A 19,049-nucleotide genomic window follows, 5' to 3' on the forward strand; every position below is an offset into this window, starting at 1 on the left:
AGCAGCGGGCGGGCCCCAGCGGTCCGCCCGCCTCATGCATGGGCAGGCCAGAACTGCACCAGGTAGTGCTCGATGCCCTCCGGCACGCCCTCGGTGGCCAGTCGGCGCACCTCCGCGCGGCCCTCGCAGTACACCCGCACCCGCCACATCCCCTCACCGTCGGACAGGTGCAGATAGGTGTCCATCGGGCCGCCAGCCACACCCCACACCGCCAGCTCACCCGAAACGCAATGCAGCTCAGCTTCACCGCGCTCCTCCCAATCGCCACGGTCCTCTGCAACCGGTGGCGGGCCGTCCCAGATCTCCGCGGTCATGGTGGCCGTGTGCGTGTGTCCGGCACTCTCGATGTCCAGACGCCCCTCGCGGGCAGTCAGGAACGGACCCTCACTCACCCGGCCCTCCGGGTACTCCAGCGGCACCTGCGTGTCGTCGACGTCCTGCAACGCGAAGCCGTAGAAGTCGACCTCCACATCGAGCTCCTGGTCCCGGATCAGCTTGGCCACGACCGCTCCTCCCCACCGCACGCCCTGGTGCCTGCAACGGACTTGCGATCGTATCCGGGATGCTTGCAGCAGCAGTGCCAGCTGAGCAGGGAGCGAACGGGGCACCGCGCCGTAGAGAACTCGCCCAAGCAGCGCCCGGATCCCCGGCGAGGCGATCGGGTGGCGGTCGATGAGCTGGGTGCAGGTGAGCTGGCCGGTGACCTTCTCCAAGAACCGCAAGGCGGTCGGGGCGTCGGCCGGCAGATGTCCGAGCTCGCGCAGCCGCGCGTAGTAGAGGGCCTCGCCGCTGCTGACGCCGCAAGCGGTTTTGCGTAGTTCGGCGTCGTACTCCAGGGCGTCGCCGACGGTGATGTCCGCCAAGCTGCCACCCTTGACCACCCTGATCCGCGCCAGTACGCGGCGAGCCCGGCCGCCGCCCGCCGACACCCACCGCTCGGAGCCAGCGATCTCCTTCAAGCGGTCGAAGCCGTCGGGATGACGGCGCGCCTCGACGAGAGCACGGAGGTTGCCGCTGTGCAGATCCATCTGCCACGGCAGCGACAGCGGATTACGTCGGCGGCAGCCAACACCGGCTTCGACCGGTTAGAAGTCGCGGATTCGCACTGCGCACCAGTCACGTCAGGCCCGCCATGGCGCCACACGATCGGCGACAAGTCGACCAGATCTCTACGGCCATGGTCGCAGCTGTGCGTTCTTCCTGCGTCGACGACGTCGGCGTTGCGGCGGTCGCCGATCTGGGCGGTTGCCAGGTGCCGGTTCCTGTCCCGCTTGGGCCGGTTGGGAGTGCGAACCGGCGTTATGGCTCGCCCAGCGAGCGGCTCGACGGGCCACGGATTCACTGACCTGACGCCTGCACCAGCGCGGCTCCCAGAGGCTGCTTGATAAACCGCCGATTCGCTCAACGCAAGTCGACGGATCCGCCTGCGAGGCACCAGCGCCTTGGATCACACTGCCCTGGTGATGGACATGCTCGTATTCCTGGCCAAGACCGTGGGATTGCTCGCATTCGGCTGCGGAGCAGCGGTGGCCTGGGCCAGGTCCGGACCAGTTCGGTCCGTACTGGGTTCCCAGGCAAAGCGCGTGATCGAGCGCGGAGCGCAGTCGATCGAGCGCGGAGCGCAGTCGCTGGTCCGCGGAGGGGACGCATGGGTCACCGCACACGCGACGCAGCGCGTGAGCAACACCTTGGTCCACCTGCCGCCCGCGGCGCCCGGGGTCCCGACACGGGGGTGGTTCGCTGTGGTCGAAGCGACCAAGGCATGGACCGCCTTCATGCCCGTCATGCTCGTCGCACAGCTATTCAAGATCGTTTTGCTGGCTCTGGCCCTGTTCAACCTGGGGACGATCGTTGCCGCCGCCAGATATCTGGTGGAGCACCCGTCAGGTAGTGAGCGTCCGCGCCAACGGAACTGCGCAGGGTTCGGCCCTGCTGACAACCATGAGCATGCGGCTGGTGGCGGCCTCTTCGACAAGTGCATGGGGTCCGGTCCGAACCCTCTCGCCCCACTGGGGAACGCAGGGCGTGAGGCGGCAGATCGTGTGTGGTCGGCGCTCGCGGCTGTGGTGGCCGATCCGTGGAGCGACCCAGTGGCCACGACGAAAGTCATCATCGCCTTCGCCTTGCTGGTGATGGCCATACTGACCTTATGGGTCGCTATGTCCCTTGTCTATCATGCTGGCGACTCACGTAAGTATCGTCGGGCCGGTTTTCAGAGCACGGCGGCTGGGGACCTACGCCGCGCGCCCTCGCTACGCGGCGAGACAGCACGGTGGCAGCCGGTCGTTGTCCTCCTGGCTGTCTGCAGGAGTGTGGGGCTGGCGTACAGGCAGCTGGAGTCCCGCCACGCGCTGTCCGCACCACGGGTCAGCCTGAAGACGGCCGAGCGGGCTGTCTGGTCCGCCTGGCGAACTCGGCATGGTCGCGCTCGACGGGCCCGTCGCAATGATTTGAAAAGGCATGCCGCAGAGGTGGTGGGAGCCTTGCGTGCCATGGAAGCGAGACAGGACAGCGAGGCCGATACGGCGAGGGTCTTCGAGGACACAGCGGTGATGCTGCTGAAGATCGCCCAGCGGTACGCCGAAGGACGCACGCTCGCGCTGCTGGACCCCGACGACCTGGCGAACGTGACTCCCGCACATAGCCGGGAGTGGGTGCGCCTGCTCGCCCTCGGCCTGATCGTCACCGGCGCTGTGACAGGCGCACTGACGGCCGGGTTGCCGGACGCGGCAGCGACACCGCTGATCGGGGTCGTTTCGCTACTAGCATGGACCGTCCTGTACGGAGGACGGATGGTCGGTACCGACCTCGTCGACGTCATGCGGGGACAGAGCCGCGGCTGAACGGCGAGCGGCACTGGCGGAGGCACCCCCGGGGCTCATACCTCGGCGAACTGTTCCCGACCCGGGCCCGCACCACAGGCCGCCGGGTTGCTGCAACATCGGCCGCGGCGTCTCCGCCTTCGCACCCTTCGCCCTCGCGGGACTGGCCGGCTCGATCGGCTTCAGCGGCGGCCTCATTGTCTGCGCCGGCTTCTTCGTCCTCGGCACGGTCGTCGCTTTCCTCCTCCCGAGCACCGGCAGCCACGCAACAGAGCCCACCACGGAACCCGAAACCAGGGCCACAATTGGACCGAAGGCCTGATCACCACCCCACTGTTTGGCCCTGCGGCGCTGCCGCAGGGCCAAACAGTCACATGATCAACTCGCTTGTGTTAGAGCCACTCAGCCTGCGGCGGTCAGCTGGTCGTGGATCTGCTCGCTCAGTTCTCTGCCGGCTGTGGTGTCGTGAAGGTGGCGGCTTCTGCGCAGAGTTCGCCGAGCCGGTCGGTGACCGGGCGGGAGTGGACGGCCGCGGCGGCAGCTCAGCAGTACGCCGAGAGCCAGCAGGGCGGCACCGTCAGCGCACGTCCACGTAGTCACCGCCCGTGGCTTTGGCGCCCGTCACGACGTTGCCGGCGTAGTACCAGCGCCATGTGCCGTCCTTGGTGGCGGTGACTGAGGTCTTCACGAGCCCCGTCAAGGAGGTTGTGACGGTCCTGATGTTCGTGTACGTCGTGGTGCCCGCGGCCTTGAACTGAAGGGTGGCCTTCTGGCCGCCGTAGGGGTCGTAGCGGTGCGTGTCCCAGTTGGCGCGCTTCAGCGTGCCCGTGACGGTGATCGCTTGGCCCTTGGTGACGGGCTCAGGGCTCGCGTCGGCGCTGGTGATGAGTGAGGCGCGCCTGAAGCCGACTGTGGTGGAGAGCAGGTCGTCGTCCCAACCGCCCCCGGCCTTAACCGCGGTGCCGTAGGTGTTCCACGTGCCGGCGTCGCTGTTGGCGAGGTGGGCAGCGTTCAGGATCACTGTGTCGCTGCAGTTGTAGTAGGTGTATCCGCCCGTGCTGGACTGCGGGCAGTACTGCTCGACGGCGGGCTCCATGCGGTCCTCGTTCTGGGACCAGGTGCCCCGGTACGCGTCGACCCAGAAGCCGTCCAGTTTGACGTCGGTCTTGACCTTGTAGGTCAACGGCGCTCGGACATCGGCACCGGTCCCTACGACGATCGGCCGGCCGTTGTTCCACACCACGCTCGAGAACGTGATGTCGCTGTCGGCCGCGTGCGCGTTCGGCACCGCTAGTACGGTGATGGCGAGTGCGGTGCCCGCTGCGGTGAGAACGGTCGTCGTGCGCCGACCGGTTGGAGATGTGCGCCGTGAAGGCGTCTTCATGTCCCATCCCTTTTTGTTTGCGGCATCGAGCGATCGCTCGTATGCACCGTCGCTGCGGACGAGGCGGATGCATTGCCGTGGATCACTGCACATCGACGTAGTCGCCCGGGGCGGTGGCGTTGGTGGTGGAGGAGGTGCCGGCGAACGACCAGCGCCAGTATCCGTCGTTGACGGCCATGACTGTTGCTTTCAGGACACCGCCGGTGGTCGTGGCTACTGTTTTGACGGTGGTGTAGGTGTTGGTGCCCTTCTTGCGGAACTGCAGCTTCACCGGCTGGCCGGTGTAGCCCGTGTAGGTGTACGTCTCCCAGTTGGCCCGGGTGAGCTTGCCGGTGACGGTGAGGGTCTTCCCCTCCTTGACCGGCTCGGGTGCGGCGTTGGCCGTCAGCTGGGCGTAGCGTCTGACCTTCACTGTGGCGGCGATGTCCTTGCTGTCGCTCTCTCGGCGCTGCCGTCCGATTCGGCGAGGGTGTGGAAGTCGGATGCTTCCGCCTCGAAGCGGGTGGCCATCACGATCCAACGGGCCATGGCTATTCACGTCCTCTCATGTCGGATATCGGATCGTGCTGACCCAGAGGGACAGTCATCGACGCCGAACTCACGCCAGGGTGGCCAGTAGAAGTCGGATACGCGCAGGGGCTGTGGACGCTCGCGACGCCGCCCGCCACGGAACCCCTCGTCGGGCGGCGACACCGTAGCCGAGATACTCGAGCGTGACTTCGGCTGCGCCCTGGACCTGCTGGTCGCGGGCATCGAAGCGATGGCCGAGCGCGGTCGGGTCGGATGTCAGTTGCTGAAGTAGAGGTACTTCCAGCTCCCGTACGTCGTGGAGTTGACGGAGTCGCCGGAGGAGCCGTTGACGTATACCGACCGCATACGGGCCTTGACGCCGGCCTCGCCGGGGGCGCCGAGCTCGACGACGGACTTGCCGTTCGTGCCGAGGGCGAAGTACTCCTGGCCGATTGTGTGCCAGCCGCCCTGGTAGTAGGCCTGGAGGTCGAAGCGCTGCTTGCGGCCGGGGTAGTACGTCATGGTCGTCGTGAGCAGCGGGTTCGTGCTCTTGTGGAACCAGCAGTACGTCGTGGAGCCGATCTTCGCCGTCCTGTAGTGGCGGGAGACGCCGGTGGACACGCGGACCTTGGCGTAGGCGGTGACCTTGACGGTGCGGGGCTTGTAGCGGGAGTCGCCCTTGAAGACGGCGTAGACGGTGGTGTCGCGGCTCATGTCGACGACGCCGGAGATGTTCCCGTACGCGTTGACGGTGCCGGACTTGACGAGCCGCTTGGCGCGGTCGGAGCCGAAGGGGTCGGCCCAGATCTCGACGGTGCGGTTCTTGTAGGTCGTCCCCAGGTGGGCGGTGAAGCGTACGTCGGCGCCGTACGAGTAGATCTTGCCGTTGTTGGTGAGGGTCAGCGCGGGCGTGGCGCGGGAGACGGCGACCTTGTCGTAGGCGGTCGCCGCGGTGTGCTCGGCGTCGCCCGCGTAGGACACCCGGTACGTGACGGTGCCGCCGGAGTAGGGGGTGTCGGAGAAGGAGTAGGTGCCGTCGGCCTTGACGGTGACCGCGGGCAGCGTCGTGCCGTCCGGGTGCTCCATGTCGGCGCGGATGACCTTCAGCTGGGCCCCGGCCGGGAGCTTCACCGTCGCCGTGACCTTGCCGCGGACGGTGAGCGGCTTGGCGCGGGTAGCCGTGGAGGGGGCATCCACCGTGATGGTGGGGACGCTGAGGGAAGGGGATGTGAGCGCCTGAAGGGTGAAACCGCCGGGCGACGAAACGAGGGCGAAGAGGCGGGAGGCGTCCGGAGCCCAGGCGACCTGGTACGCGTCGAGGGCGTAGGTGCGGACCGCCTTGCTCTCGCCGGGCCGGTAGACCGACACCCGGTTCTCCTCGACGGATCCGACCTGTGCGACCGTGCCGTTCGCCGCGACGTCGGCGCGCTGCCCGAACGGGTAGGAGGCGGTCTCGGTGAACGCCCCGTCGGCATAGGCGTACCGCTTCGTTGAGCCGCCCAGGACCGCCGGCGTGCCGGGCAGGAGGTCGACGTCGTTGACGTAGAGCGTGGGGCCGCCGTTCTGAGAGGCGACGAGTTGGGGTGTGGAGCCGGAGACGTCGACGACGGCCAGGACTTGCTTGGACGAGTCGTAGAAGTCCCGCTGACCGACCGCCAGGAGCCCGGGCGCGGAGGGGTCTGTGTCGAGGTATGCGGGGCTCGTGACGCCGTGGTTTTGCAGCGGCAACTGTCCGAGCGTGACGGGGTCACTCCCACTGGCAGGGTCCACAGTGGGGTCGATCGACCCCAGGCCGGCCTCTGTCTGGCCGCCCCACTCGCCGTAGGTGAACCAGACTTTGCCCCCGGTGGCCTCGACGTACAGCGGGCCCATACCGGCGGCCACGGGGTAACGGGCCTTGACGTCGAGGGTCGCCGGGTCCAGTGCCACGATCTCGTGGCTGACACGGGCGGCTGCGTACAGCGTGGATCCGTCCTCGGACAGAGCCAGGTCGGCGACACCGTCGATACCGCTCACCGAGTCGACCAGATTGCCGGTGTAGTCGGCCGCGACCACCCTACCCCGCGAGTCGTCACCGATGAAGACGCGGTGGCGGGCCGCGTCCACCACCATGCCCCACGTCGAGCCGACGGTCACCGCCGACGCCGATCCGGCGGTGACGACCGTCAGGGCCGCCGAGCTGAAGAAAACCGCGAGCGCTGTCGCGGTCGAGATGCTGCGCGTACGCACAGTGCTGTATACCCCCACCAGGAAACCCGGCCCCCTAGCCGGGTGATGTCGAGTGCGCCGCGCAGCACCTGGACGCGGCCTCATGAGGGCGGCGGCGTCTGGGGCGCGGCTGCTGGGGGCAGCGTATGGCATGCCTGTGACAGATGGGAACGAGGTTTCCCGCCGGACCGGAAGGGATCGGCCGCCACCTCGTCAGCAGCCTCCAGGGGAGGCCTATCCGCCGGTCCCAGCCCGTACCCCCAGCGACGTGTGCCAGCAGGAACCAGACGAACCCTCCAGCCGTGCCGGTCATCACCCGCCACCATGCCGTGGTCTGCTGAACCGTCGTCAGCGGGGCAGCGATCCGCCGGCGCGTCCCCGGCGACGTTCCCGCCCTTCGAGCCCCGCGCTGCGGGCCGACACGGGCGGCTACCGGGCGAACGTCACCTTCACCAGCTCGTTCAGGCACTCCTGCGTGCCTTCGGTCTACCTGACGCGGACGGTCGGGGACCAACTGGGGGTTGCGGCGCCGGCGCCGTTGGCGTCCGCATCATCGAGCGCATCGAGCGCATCGAGCAGGGGATGGCCGAGCGATCGATCCGGTCGGGACCGCGAACATAGCCGATGGCCAGAGCGGGACAGTCCTCGATCATGTCGCCGTCGATCCTCACGGTGAGGACGCCGGGAAGACCGGACGGCTCGCCGATGTCCGGGTCGTCGGTCAGCCAGCCGGTCACGGCCTTCAGGGCATAGGGCACCCCGGCCCCTAACTCGGCGGCGGCGTTGCGTACGAGCGGATCGATCTCGACGTTCACGGTCACAGGCTCCTTGCCGGTTGGAAGCGGAACAATCCCCCCACAGTAGGGGTGCCCGTGCTCATCCAAGGTCGTACAGAGCAGATCTGGAGTTGCCACTCGCAACAGCCCACATCGGCACCGCCCTCCGGGCATGCAGGCGGGGCCAGACGCCTGCCTCGGCCCGGTCACGAAGCCGACGCCCGGCTCGTCACCCCGGAACAAGACCGCGATCCGGGCGGCGGCCGTGCAGCGTGATGTGCCAACGGGGCATTGCGGCGGCGTGCGCCCTCCGCTCGCGGAGAGGGGGCGGCCTCGCAGCAAGGCCGCCCCTTCTGACAACTTGGCACAGGTACCGGAAAAGGCCACCGAACGGTATTCGTACGTGTTTCGTGCGGGCAAAGTACGGGATTCGTACGCTTTCTAAGGTAGAGTGTGGGTCGGGAGGTGTTTCATGTCCGAGTTGTTCGATGCGGTCGATGCACTGGTCGCGTCCCGCGCCAAGCTGCCACCGCCGGCGGAGCGCAAGCGGCTGCGTGCCGCGCACGGGCTGACGATCGACGAAGTGGCCACCGCGCTGAAGGTGCGCCGGGCCACGGTGTCCGGCTGGGAGTCTGGCAAGACCGAGCCGCGCCCGCCGGAGCGCGACGCGTACGCACGGCTGCTGGACAAGCTCGCGGAGTTCTACCCCGCCGACCCCACTCCCGCGCCGGTTCCGGACGCTGCGGTGCCGGCCGCGTTCACCGCCGCCCCGACGGAGTCACAAACTCTGTCCGTAGGGTCGGCGTCCGAGGCTGCAGCCACGACTGCAACCGAGAACCCCGAGACCAGCTCCGCCCCTCCGGCGGCCGGGCCGCGTCCGGCGGGCACCACCGGGCCGACGTCGTCGACATCACGCCGCCCGGGCGCGAAGAGGGCGGCCTGCGCCGGTACGCCGGCGGGCGGCAGTGACCCGCGGTTCGAGAACGGGCCGCTGGCGGTCGTCGACGTCGAGGACGGGAAGGTACTGGCGTACTGCACCGGCGGCCTGGTGCTGGACGTGCCCGCCAAGAGCATCCCGGCCCTGGTGGACTGGACGCTGCGTGAGGCGAAGCTCGGGCAGCCCAGATTGTCCGGGCCGGGCAAGGACGCCGACCCGCTGCTCGTGCTCACCGAGGCCGCGTGTGAGCGCTACGGCCTGCCGGTCACCCTCACCGACGAGGAGCGGCTCGCCGGGCGGGTCCCGGAGACCCACAAGGTCGTCAAGCAGTTGGCGCGTGCCGACTGGAAGCTGACGAAGCGCGGGTTCGGGCCGTGGGCCAGGATCTACCGTCCCGCCACCGGCTCGGAGCGTGCCTGCGTCCAGCTCTGCATCCCCTCCTGGAACGCGCTCGACTCCCGGCACTGGGGATATGCCGCACAGCTCCCGCCGGCCGAACTCGCCCGCGTACTGGGCGTATACGCCTCCCGCGTGATGACGCCGCGCGGCTCCACGGCCGTCACGGGCCTGGAGCTGATGACCGCTCTGCACCCGCCGACCCGCGCCTCCGAACCCGACGCGACGGGCAAGCGGCACCCCGAGCACAACCCCGGCTCACTGGGCAAGGACCCGGTGGACTGCGCCCCGTGCGAGGCCCCCGACGGGCACCCGCTGCTTAAGGACCTGCCGCGCTTCCACGTCCGCGGCCCGCAGGAGAAGCTGTTCGAGGAGGCGTACGACTGGGCGCGGCCGATGACCGATGACGAGGTCGCCCTGCGCCACCTGGTCGGCATCGACGTGAACATGGCCTTCGCCGCCGGCGCCAACGGCCTGATCGTCGGCCTCGGCGCGCCCACCCACATCAAGAACCCGGTGTTCGACCCGAAGCTGCCCGGCTCGTGGCTGGTGGACCTGTCCCACGTCGACCTGTCGAAGGTGAAGGTCGCCAAGGAGTGGGTGGAGCTGGACGGCTCGCTGCTGCCCAGCCCGTTCACACCGAAGGGCGAGCGTCCCGAGGGGCCCGCCTGGTACGCGACCCCCACCGTCGCCTACGCCCAGGAACTGGGCTACGAGGTGCGCCCGCTGGAGGCGTACGTCCGGTACGAGAACGGCCGCTACCTGGACGGCTGGTACCAGCGCCTGCGCGACGCCTACCTCGCCACGATGGCCGACCTCGGCGTCCACGCCGACCTCGCCCCGGCCGACTTCCTCGCCGCCATGGACGACTACAGGGAGCGCGACCCGGAGCTGGCGATCGTCGTCTCGGCGATCAAGGCAACGGTCAAGGGCGGCATCGGCAAGCTGCGCGAGCGCCCACGCGGCGAAGGCTGGCGGCCCGGCAAGCCATGGCGGGCGCTGTCCCGTCCGACGTGGCGGCCGGACATCCGCGCGGCGGTCATCTCCCGCACCCGGATCAACCTCCACCGCAAGATCGTCAAGCACGCGGTGTTCACCGGCCAGTACCCCATCGCGATCCTGTCCGACTGCGTCGTCTACGCCGCAGGCGGGCCCTCACCGCTCGACTTCCTGCCCTACCGGGACGGCAAGCCGCTGCCCGGCGGCTTCAAGCTCGGCATCAACCCCGGCCTGGTCAAACACGAAGGCACCCAGGACGTGCTGTGGGGCGAGGAGGTCCGCGAGCGGTTCAACGCCCCGGAGCTCAACCTCGCCCGGTACATCAAGGACGGCACCGTCACCGACGTCGACAACGGAGAGTAGGAGAAGGCGACGATGAGCCTGCTCGGGGACGGACTCGACGCCGCAGTGCAGAAGGCGTTCACCCGCCCGGCACCCAAAAGCGCACCCGCACAGATGCGCTACCTGGTCAAACAGCTCAAGAGCACCAGAGCAGTCGCCCAGATGCTGCGCATCTCCCAGCGCACCGTCGAGCGGTACGTGAAGGACCAGATCAAAAAGCCGCGCCCCGACCTCGCCGCGCGCCTGGAGCGCGAGGTGAAGAGGCGGTGGCAGCCGCAGATCCGGGCCATGGCCCGGCAGAAGGCGGCCACCACCGGCGGCATCGTCATCGACACCCGCGCCCGCATGGGCTACACCGCGCCGATCGGCTCGACGGACGAGGACCGCGTCCGGCACCTGACCGTCGCCCTGCCCCCGCAGTACGCCGCCCGCCTCTTCGACGCCCGGGAGACCGGCGCCAGCGACCAGCAGCTCCAGCGCATCGTGGCCGAAGGGCTCAAGGAGGTGTACTTCCAGGACGGCGGGCGCCGCGCCGGCAACCTCGAGGAGGTCCGCTTCACGGACGTCCAGCACATGGAGTTCGAGCTGTAAATCTCCCAGCAGCAAGGGCCCGAACTGCCATCTTCGGGCCCTTGCTGCTCCTGGCCTTGCCGAGCCCGTGAGACAGGGACTGTCAGACTCCGTCCCTAGGATGCAGCAGTGGATCGAGACTGGATGCGTCGGCGGCTTGAGGCGTTCGACGACCTGGCCCTGGGATGCGGCGCTGTATGAGCAGCTGCATCGCGCAGAGCCCACGGTCAAGCAAATCCTGCGGCTCCTGGACCCGCAGCTTGCTGAAAAGATCAACCTCGATCAGATGGCGATCTGCGGCTTGGCTTCCCAGGGCTTTGCAATGGAACCGTCGGGCTCCCAGCCGTACAGCTTCAGTTGCCTGCTCTCGTCGACGCGGCCTACTTCTGCCAGCAATTGAACCGATATGGCGAGCGCGTAGCGTTGGCCGGCCGCAGCACATTCCTCCAGCCAGTGGAGGGCACGCGTGAGGTGGCCAGCTTGTACCAGCATTCGGGTTGCCTCCTTCGCTGCGTTGGCGTCCCCGGTCTCGGCACGGTTTTGCAGCCAGCGGATGGCTTCCTCGGTGCGACCCGCCTCATCCATGAGTTTGGCTGCGTAGCTGGCGGCGTAGTGGGCGGAAGATGTGTAGGAGGCGCCAGGGGTATCGCGCTGCTCAGCCGCGCACTGCCACCAGCGGATGGCTTCGTCCGTCTTGCCTGACGACCAGAGCACGGCGCTGCCCAACTCCAGGGCACGGCTGTTGCCGGCGACGCCAGCACGGTGGAGTTTGCCGATGGCCTCCTCGGTAATACGGCCTCCCTCTAGCAACTGCTCGGCTGCCTGCCGCGCGGCGGAGAGTTCGTCGGTCATGTCGGTGGCCTGACCTGGGCGGATCGTGTCCTTGGTCTGGTCTTCCTCCACCGACTCATGCAGCACGTTTCTGGAGGCGCGGTTGCTGGCGTCCTGCAGTTGGCGCAGGGCCGTCAAGGCGTTGGCGTCTCCGGCCTTCGCGCGAGGGCGCAACCAGTTAAGCGCCTCCTCATCACGACCTATCGCAACCAACTCATCGGGCACACCCGTCAGCAAGCCCATGAAGTGGTCGGTTTGGACGGCACGCATCCACCGGTCCATGGCTTCCTCCACTCGGCCCGATTTTGCCAGGAGTCGAGCCCCTTGCCCGATGTACGCGCTGCGCACGGCATCATCGCCGATGGTGATGTCGACTGCGTGCTGCCACCAGCAGATGGCCTCCTCGATATGCCCCAGCTCCTCCAGCAGTTCACCGGTCCGGTCCAGGGCGACGGAACTGCCGGCGTCAGCTGCGCGTTGCCACCATCGAAGCGCCTCCGCGGTGAGCTCCTCCTTCTCCAGCATCGAAGCCACGTGCTCCGCGATGGCGCCGGTGTGCTCGCCGTCGGCGGCCCGCTGCCACCAGTAGATGGCTTCCTTGGTACGCCCCGCCTGTTCCAAAAGGCCAGCTAGGTGTCTCATTCCAGTAGCGTCGCCGGTCTCGGCAGCGGCGATATAGAAGCGGGCAGCAACGTGGAGAAGTCCCCGGTCCTCGGCCGCTGACCCGAGAACCCCAAGGCTCGTGGGGGAGACGTAATGGAGGAGAGCGTCCCATAGGGGCGCGGGGGAACGGGTAAAGCGTCTGTGGCTGCGGCCGTATTGCTCAAGGTAGTCGGCGAGCCGGTAGGAGGGCATAGCGGGTGCGGGCTGAGCGCGCCGAGGGCGGATACGCGTGAGTGGGCCGCGGGCGCCACGCAGGGGGCGGGTCGTGTAGGCGAGTGCTTGCCCGAACCAGTCATCGTCGAGTAGATCGCACTGGATGTCAGTGAGATAGCACTCAGCTGCGGCTTCCAGAAGAGTCAGGGGGAGGGCGCGGCCGTGGCCGATGCGGAGGGCATCCATGGCGGCCTCTATGAGGGCCTTTGCCCCCGGAGGTGCGGTGTTGTACCGCTCGATCAGGGCCGGGGCACTGGCCAGGTACTGGGTGATCTGTCCCTGCTCCGCACGCTGCAGCGCCTCGGACAGACGGGGGTCTCCGAGGGCTGCCGTCTGCGCGGCCTTCAGCTCATCGGCAGTGAAGACGTCAGGCACGGCGATGCTCTTGTTCTTGACCAGTTGGCGGGCCTGCGCATAAGGGTCCGGTTCCGACCCGTCCCAGGAGGCGGGAATGGCGGTGAGTGCGTCCCATTGCTCGCGCCACATAGTTCCAAGGACCAGCACCGGGGCCCGCTCCGCATCGTTCAGCAGCTCACGGAGGCCAGAGGCGACCTGTACGCTGTGGTCCTGGTCTAGTAGGTAGTGCTGGGCTTCGCCAAGCCATACCACGGTCTTCGGCGCCACCTGCTTCAGGTTCCCGGTCAAGGCAGTTGGGGGTTCCGGCTCGATCGGATGCCACAACCGCCATCCGTCCGGCAAGGTCTTTACTGCTTCCCAGCAGGACCGCGACTTACCCGTGGAGGATCCGCCGACCAGCAGCGCAATGCCGCTCTTCCCGGTCCTGGCAGCATCGACTACCGCGCACAGCCGTGCGTCGTGCTCGCGTTCTACGTAAGCCGGGAGCGGACCAAGTTGGGTCCCTTCGCCGACTTCGATGCAGGGATGGACCTCCAAGTCGTCAAGGACGAAATGGTCGGCATACTCGGCTATCAGCCGCCCCACAGGTCTCTGCCCGGGCTGCGGAGCCCGAACTGGCTGAGCTCGCTCGACGAGGTTGCGCCAGTGACGCTCGTCCGGCTGCGCTTCTCCGGCCCAGTCGCACCACAACCGCACCAGCGCCCACACCACATCAGCGTCGTGAGGAACCTGGGCCTTCTCCACGTCATCCGGAAGCCACTCACTGAGCGCCTTACCCCGAAACGAGACGGAGTAGGGCGGCCGTCCGAGCGCCTTCTCGATCTCGCGCTGCGAGAACAGCTTGTCCTCATCGCGCCTGCGAGTCTTGGCTCGCCCTCTCAGCGCACGCAACTCGTCGTACAGCCTGCGGGCGTCACCTGTGGCAACGATGATGGCCTCCTTGCTGCTGCCCGGGCCTCCTCGTGCCCGCTGCGGGCACTGCGGGCATGGCCTCTGACCAGCAGACTAGGACGTTTCTGCCCGCTCTGCCCGCCCTTTCGGACGGGCGGCTGGCTTCCTCCGGAGTCTCTCTCCTGCGCCTCGGCAAACGGGCCGGGCAGACTTCAGGAGGTACCCATGAAACAGAACAAGAACAGCACCGTTCGACGGCTCGGCCGAGCAGCGATGTTCAGTGCCGTACGCGGTTTGGCTTCGGCGGCGGGGGCTGCGTTCTTGACCTGGATCACCTGGTGGATCCAAAGCCGTTGAGTAGGGGTGGCCCGGGCCGGCCCTCCGGTCCGGGCCACCCCGCACTGTCCGTCGAGTCGGGTGCGTCCTTGTCACCCCGCGCGTCACCGCGCCCCTGCGAGCCGGTCGATCCGGCCCGCATCGGCCGCCGCGTCGTACGGCGTCGGGCGAAGGGCATGGTCGGCCGCCGTAAAGGACGCCCAGGTTGCGGCTGACGCCTGTGAGCTCCAGGTGCGCCCGAGGCGCGCGGCCAGGGCGGGGGTGAGCCCCAGCCGTCGACGTCGGCCTGCACATACCCGCCGGCTTGCCGCGTGAGTTCGTCCCGGGCGGCTTCGTCCCCATTGCCGGGCTCGGTCTGCTCCAGCATGCCGCTCCACACACGCCTCGCCACCACTGCCCCGTTCATCACGGACGGCCCGCAAGCTGGGTCTGCTGCGTCCCCGGGGGATCGACGCACCCGCTTAGACGTTCGTGCAGCTTGCCGGAGCGTCGACGTCGCGGGCCCGACGTGAGCGGATGGGCGGGATGCCGCGGACCAGTGGGATGAGGGCCTGGCTGTCGTGGAGGTTGGCGCGGAGATGTCGACGGACAGGGGCAGGCCGCGGCGGTCGACGATGAGGTGGATTTTCGATCCGCTTTTGCCACGGTCGGTCGGATTCGGTCCCGTCAGCTGCCCCCTTTGAGGGCGCGGACGCTGAAAGAGTCGATCGCGCACCGCGACCAGTCCAGTTCGCCCCGGGCACCGAGTTCGTCCAGGACCAGACGGTGGAGCTTGGCCCACACCCGGGCTTCGGTCCAGTCGGTGAAGAGGCCACAGAAATTCGGCGTCGCCTGGCGGCCGGCAACCCTGCCGCCCACGAACCCGACCTCGCCACCTCGCTGTCCAACCTCGGCATCTACCTGGCGGACGTGGGGCGGCGGGCCGAAGCCCTCGCCGCCGCCGAGAAGGCCACGGATATCTGCCGACGCCTGGCGGCGGACGATCCTGCCGCCCACGAACCCGACCTAGGGCCTTTCCTTCGGATCACCTCGCCGACCAGATGCAGATGGCGGCGAGGTGAAGTCCGGCGAGGTAGATGGTGGCCGTCTTGTCGTACCGGGTGGCCAGGCCGCGCCACTGCTTGAGCTTGTTGATGCAGCGCTCGACCGTGTTGCGCTGCTTGTAGGCCTCGCGGTCAAAGGCTGGTGGGCGGCCGCCGAGGCGGCCGAGGCGCTTGCGGTTCGCCGCCTGGTCGGAGGGTTGCGGGATCACCGCCCGGATCCCGCGCCGCCGCAGATGACAGCGGATCGCCCGGGACGAATAAGCCTTGTCGCGTGTCATTACCTGCTCGAATGCGGGCGCGTCACCGGCCTGGCCAGGTGTGATGACGAATGCGAGAGGCCGACAACGTCCGTCAGCAGCGAGGTGAATCTTCGTGGTCAGTCCGCCGAGGGACCGTCCGAGGGCATGGTCGTCCGGCTCGCCGGCCGGGGCCCCTTTTTTGCGGGCTCAGGCGGCGTGCTGATGAGCACGGACGATGGTGGAGTCCACCGCGACGACCCAGTCGAGGTCGTCTTCGGCGTCGGCCTGGGCCAGCAGGGCGGTGAACACCTTCTCCCAGGTGCCGTCGGCCGCCCACATCCGTAGCCGGTTGTGGGCGCCCTTCCAGGAGCCGAAGTGTTCGGGCAAGTCCATCCACTGCGTGCGGTGCGGTACTTGAACACGATCGCGTCGATCACCTGCCGGTGATCTCGCCACCGCCCACCCCTCTTCGGCGTCCGATCCGGCAACAGCGGCTCAATGCGGGCCCACTGGGCGTCAGTCAACGACACACCAGACCAACGATCGGATGATCGAAGGAAACGGCCTAGCCGCCTCGCTGTTCCTCCTTGGTCTCCGGCTGACGGAGACAGGACAGCGGCCGGACGCCCTCGCCGCCATCGAACAGTCGTTGGCGATCCGCCGTCGGCTGGCACAGGACAGTCCCGCCGCACACGAACCCGATCTCGCTCGTTCCCTGACTGTCTTAGCCGTGCTTCTTGCGAGGGGCAATGACCTTTCCAGGGCTCTGCTGGCCACTGGGGAGGCTGTGGAGCTTCTCCGCAGCCATGTAGCCACGATGCCCCTCGTGGTTCCGTCGCTCCACGCCGTGCTGGGTTTACAAGCGGAGGTGCTAGACGGTCTCGGACGTCAGCGGAGGCGGAGGAACTCCGTTACTGGCTCAGGCAGAATCTGTCCCTCCCTGATTCTCGTAATTGACCGGTTGCGAGTTCGCGGCAGAACATAACGACTGTCCGAAAGGCGAAGCTCCGGCCGAGAGCTCGAGCTGCGATGTGCCGGTTTGGTGTGAGTGGGTAGGTGTCAGTGACGGCTTCTCAGGCCGGGGTGTTTCCGCTGGTCGGATGTTGAGGAAGGGCGTGGACACTGTTGTGGGGTGGTGCGGTCGGCGGTCGTGGTTGTCATGGGGTGGTACACCCCGCTGCGCTCCACTGTCTTGGGAACGGCACTTCTGATCCTTCCGGGGACTGCGCGGCGGCACGGTGGTCGGTGATAGGTCCCGCGGGCGGAGGGGTGTGGGGTGAGGTCATGGCGGGGCTGAGGGTGTTCAGGCCGTTGCTGGTTGCGCGGCTGCTGGAGTGGGATGCGGCTGGGGCGTTGACGACGGTGGTCGTCGCGTCCGCGTCGTCGTGGAGGTCGCGGCTGGTACCCCCGGCGTACGGTCGCCCCGAGGTCGGTAGCACGTCCCCTAAGAAGTGTGCGACGGTGTGGGGGAAGAGACGGTTCAGCCGTCTCCACAGCGGGGCCCCTTCCGGCTTCCCTTCCATCCGGGACCCCACTGCTCGGCTAGTCGCCGGCGTCCGGAGTCATCGCACCCAGGGGCCGACGGCCCCATACAGGTCGATGCCGGCCTGCACGGTGCGCAGCGTCCAGTACGTGGCCGCCATGCTGGCCGCCACGATGACGCAGCACCTGCGGAACTTCAGCCATCCTTTCCACTTGCGCATGCGTTTTCTCCCTTCTGCATTCCTGGCCAGGCGCCGGGCCCGGTCCGCGCTCTCGAGACCGCGACGCTCCAGAGCCTCTCGCTCGTCGTCCTGGGACTGAGGTGCTGCCATACAACGTGCCATGGGGTCGGGGCACTGCGGAGCGGGAAAATGTACACATCGCCGACCGGCTTGTATTCGTTTGCCTGGACCATCGCCAGGTTTGTTTTCGTTGCCCGTGAAGCGTCGTGCATTTATTTCATTCGGCCTTCATGGCGAGGCAGGCGCGGTAGCATGGCACCGTGTCCCAGGGGGAGGCAGGCCGGACATCGGCGAGTAGGGGGCGTCGTCGAGGACGGCGACGCTCGGATCTCGATGCAAAACCCGAACTCGATCCTCGGCTGCGCGAGCTGGCAAGGCTGTTGCGCCAGTTGCTGGATGGTTCGAACGGCGAGGTGTCGCAGATCCGTGTCGTGGAGGAACTGAAGGCCGCTCACTACCCTTTGGCGCCGTCGACCCTCAGCAACATCCTGAGCGGCAAGCGTTTGCCCACTCTCCAAATTGTGCAGCAACTTGCCCAGCTACGGGGCGCTGACCAGGGGTTTTGGCAGACCGAGTGGGCGGTGGTGTGTTTACAGCTGCGCCGCGACGGCCTGACCCATCTCTTCGCGGTCAAACTGACAGATGAGGAGAGAGCAGCACTGAAGGACCCTGCCGTACGTCAACGGGTCGCGGAGATCGACGAGGCCGCAGCGGCTGAACGGGAGCGGATCAGGCGGGCCGCCCACGCCGTGTTGGACGAACTGGAGTCACAGCGGCCGTCCGGGAGAGAGAAGAAGGGGTGGTCCGCGGAGGACTGCTGGCGGGACTTGACCGACTTCCTCGTGCGTCTGGTCACCCTGTTTGACGAGCGGCCTGTCACCGGTTATCCGGCGGCCGGCATGCCACGGGAAGAGATACTGCGCGACCTGGTCCTGCCCAGGGTAGCGGAACTTGCAGGTCTGACAGGTCAATCCGAGTGGCGTCCCCTCGCGGAAGAGATTGCTGCCAAGTACCGGATGGACATTAAGGACCTGACCAATGGAATCGCGGTGATGCCGTATCCCGACGTCTCGCTGCCGGTTCACGGCGACAACTACGCGCGATACCGGGCCAAGGCCGCACGTCATGCGCTCATTCTGGCGCGGAAAGCCATCGAACATGTCAGACCCGATGTTGAGCTCCCTCCGGCGATGCCATCGCCGGGCTATCCACCGGCCCCTGACGACTACGCGCAAGATTTTTTCGACCGGCCGCTCAGGCAGCGGGCCGCTGTCATGCTGGGGATGCTCGCCATATTTTCCGTTCCAGCGGTAGTGATGGCTGCTGGCTGGGCCAGCTCGTCAGTTTCAACGTTATTGATGCCAGTTTTCTCCTTCCTATCGGTGATGTTTTTTGCTATCTGCTACGTGGCGCCCGTCGGCGGCCGCCACCGTTGAACGCCATGGCCAATACGCAGACGGGCTGGGCGAGTGCGCGACGGCGGCCTCTCGTGACAGAAGAACCGCACGCCGCACCGGGAGACTTCGGGGTGCAGACCCCAGGCGGCCGGCCGAGCGGAAGCCGCCACCACGCGTTCACGCGCGTGTGCCGCGGTGAAAAACCACGCATGGACACTTGGGACGTCTCGACACCACCTTCCGGAGCTCGGCGGCGGACTGCAGTGGAGCCAGGTCCACAGGGTCCGTCCATATATCCCCCTCGCCTGCCCCAAGTGCGCCCACCTCTCGGGGAGGAGTAGGCGGCCTCTGCGCGATCCCTCTTACGACGGCGTCCGGCAGCACCGGACCGGCTGGGGGCGCATCCCGGTC

Annotated in this window: 12 protein-coding genes and 3 pseudogenes; 6 read left to right on the forward strand and 9 right to left on the reverse strand. The window is 67.7% G+C overall.

Annotated elements, in window-relative coordinates; genetic code table 11:
* Positions 1-32: 32 nt before the first annotated feature.
* On the reverse strand, positions 33-1,028 hold the full coding sequence (locus ACIGXJ_RS19880; protein WP_399646894.1) for a hypothetical protein: 996 nt from the start codon (positions 1,026-1,028) through the stop codon (positions 33-35).
* A gap of 432 nt (positions 1,029-1,460) precedes the next feature.
* On the opposite strand from ACIGXJ_RS19880, the gene ACIGXJ_RS19885 reads away from it, so the two are divergent.
* Complete coding sequence (locus ACIGXJ_RS19885) at positions 1,461-2,843, forward strand: hypothetical protein (protein WP_399646897.1); 1,383 nt, start codon at positions 1,461-1,463, stop codon at positions 2,841-2,843.
* 556 nt (positions 2,844-3,399) lie between these two features.
* On the opposite strand, the gene ACIGXJ_RS19890 is transcribed toward ACIGXJ_RS19885, so the two are convergent.
* The 4 genes and pseudogenes from ACIGXJ_RS19890 to ACIGXJ_RS19905 all read right to left on the reverse strand — a co-directional run bounded on the left by ACIGXJ_RS19890 (position 3,400) and on the right by ACIGXJ_RS19905 (position 7,739).
* On the reverse strand, positions 3,400-4,206 hold the full coding sequence (locus tag ACIGXJ_RS19890; protein ID WP_399646899.1) for a hypothetical protein: 807 nt from the start codon (positions 4,204-4,206) through the stop codon (positions 3,400-3,402).
* Between the two features lie 82 nt (positions 4,207-4,288).
* Positions 4,289-4,624 (reverse strand): annotated as a pseudogene (locus tag ACIGXJ_RS19895) (hypothetical protein); the annotation flags it as partial.
* 368 nt (positions 4,625-4,992) lie between these two features.
* The gene (locus ACIGXJ_RS19900) at positions 4,993-6,945 is read right to left on the reverse strand and encodes a YncE family protein (protein WP_399646902.1); all 1,953 of its coding nucleotides are present in this window, start codon (positions 6,943-6,945) and stop codon (positions 4,993-4,995) included.
* A gap of 440 nt (positions 6,946-7,385) precedes the next feature.
* Positions 7,386-7,739 (reverse strand): hypothetical protein, encoded by a 354-nt coding sequence (locus ACIGXJ_RS19905; protein WP_399646904.1) that lies wholly within the window; start codon positions 7,737-7,739, stop codon positions 7,386-7,388.
* 433 nt (positions 7,740-8,172) lie between these two features.
* Between ACIGXJ_RS19905 and tap the strand changes: the two genes are divergently transcribed.
* Positions 8,173-10,395 carry a telomere-associated protein Tap gene (gene tap / locus ACIGXJ_RS19910; protein ID WP_399646906.1) on the forward strand — a complete coding sequence of 741 codons (2,223 nt, stop codon included), beginning with the start codon at positions 8,173-8,175 and terminating at the stop codon, positions 10,393-10,395.
* Between the two features lie 12 nt (positions 10,396-10,407).
* A complete protein-coding gene (tpg, locus tag ACIGXJ_RS19915) occupies positions 10,408-10,965 on the forward strand; it encodes a telomere-protecting terminal protein Tpg (RefSeq protein ID WP_399646908.1) in 558 nt (185 codons plus the stop codon).
* A gap of 261 nt (positions 10,966-11,226) precedes the next feature.
* Here tpg and ACIGXJ_RS19920 read toward each other — a convergent pair whose 3' ends face one another.
* A complete protein-coding gene (locus tag ACIGXJ_RS19920) occupies positions 11,227-13,899 on the reverse strand; it encodes a tetratricopeptide repeat protein (protein WP_399646910.1) in 2,673 nt (890 codons plus the stop codon).
* Between the two features lie 225 nt (positions 13,900-14,124).
* Between ACIGXJ_RS19920 and ACIGXJ_RS19925 the strand changes: the two genes are divergently transcribed.
* Positions 14,125-14,256 (forward strand): hypothetical protein, encoded by a 132-nt coding sequence (locus ACIGXJ_RS19925; protein WP_399646913.1) that lies wholly within the window; start codon positions 14,125-14,127, stop codon positions 14,254-14,256.
* 450 nt (positions 14,257-14,706) lie between these two features.
* On the opposite strand, the pseudogene ACIGXJ_RS19930 reads toward ACIGXJ_RS19925, so the two are convergent.
* Positions 14,707-15,042: pseudogene (locus tag ACIGXJ_RS19930) on the reverse strand (transposase); the annotation flags it as partial.
* A gap of 102 nt (positions 15,043-15,144) precedes the next feature.
* Between ACIGXJ_RS19930 and ACIGXJ_RS19935 the strand changes: the two are divergent.
* On the forward strand, positions 15,145-15,360 hold the full coding sequence (locus ACIGXJ_RS19935; RefSeq protein WP_399646915.1) for a hypothetical protein: 216 nt from the start codon (positions 15,145-15,147) through the stop codon (positions 15,358-15,360).
* On the opposite strand, the pseudogene ACIGXJ_RS19940 reads toward ACIGXJ_RS19935, so the two are convergent.
* Positions 15,260-16,047: pseudogene (locus ACIGXJ_RS19940) on the reverse strand (IS5 family transposase). The gene ACIGXJ_RS19935 and the pseudogene ACIGXJ_RS19940 sit on opposite strands and share 101 nt — an antisense overlap.
* 1,032 nt (positions 16,048-17,079) lie before the next feature.
* Entirely contained in the window at positions 17,080-17,220 is a 141-nt protein-coding gene (locus tag ACIGXJ_RS19945) for a hypothetical protein (protein WP_399646917.1), read from the reverse strand.
* A gap of 281 nt (positions 17,221-17,501) precedes the next feature.
* Here ACIGXJ_RS19945 and ACIGXJ_RS19950 point away from each other — a divergent pair, with 281 nt between their 5' ends.
* Positions 17,502-18,677, forward strand: a complete 1,176-nt coding sequence (locus tag ACIGXJ_RS19950; protein WP_399646919.1) for a hypothetical protein — start codon at positions 17,502-17,504, stop codon at positions 18,675-18,677.
* Positions 18,678-19,049: the final 372 nt, after the last annotated feature.

Source organism: Streptomyces sp. NPDC053367 (genome assembly GCF_044545925.1).
Lineage (GTDB): Bacteria > Actinomycetota > Actinomycetes > Streptomycetales > Streptomycetaceae > Streptomyces.

What these genes read in the sequence shown, in the direction of transcription:
- tpg (WP_399646908.1), top strand. Translation starts at nt 10,408, where the DNA reads ATGAGCCTGCTCGGGGACGGACTCGACGCCGCAGTGCAGAAGGCGTTC.
- ACIGXJ_RS19945 (WP_399646917.1), bottom strand. Translation starts at nt 17,220, where the DNA reads ATGCGCAAGTGGAAAGGATGGCTGAAGTTCCGCAGGTGCTGCGTCATC.
- ACIGXJ_RS19880 (WP_399646894.1), bottom strand. Translation starts at nt 1,028, where the DNA reads ATGGATCTGCACAGCGGCAACCTCCGTGCTCTCGTCGAGGCGCGCCGT.
- ACIGXJ_RS19890 (WP_399646899.1), bottom strand. Translation starts at nt 4,206, where the DNA reads ATGAAGACGCCTTCACGGCGCACATCTCCAACCGGTCGGCGCACGACG.
- ACIGXJ_RS19925 (WP_399646913.1), top strand. Translation starts at nt 14,125, where the DNA reads ATGAAACAGAACAAGAACAGCACCGTTCGACGGCTCGGCCGAGCAGCG.
- tap (WP_399646906.1), top strand. Translation starts at nt 8,173, where the DNA reads ATGTCCGAGTTGTTCGATGCGGTCGATGCACTGGTCGCGTCCCGCGCC.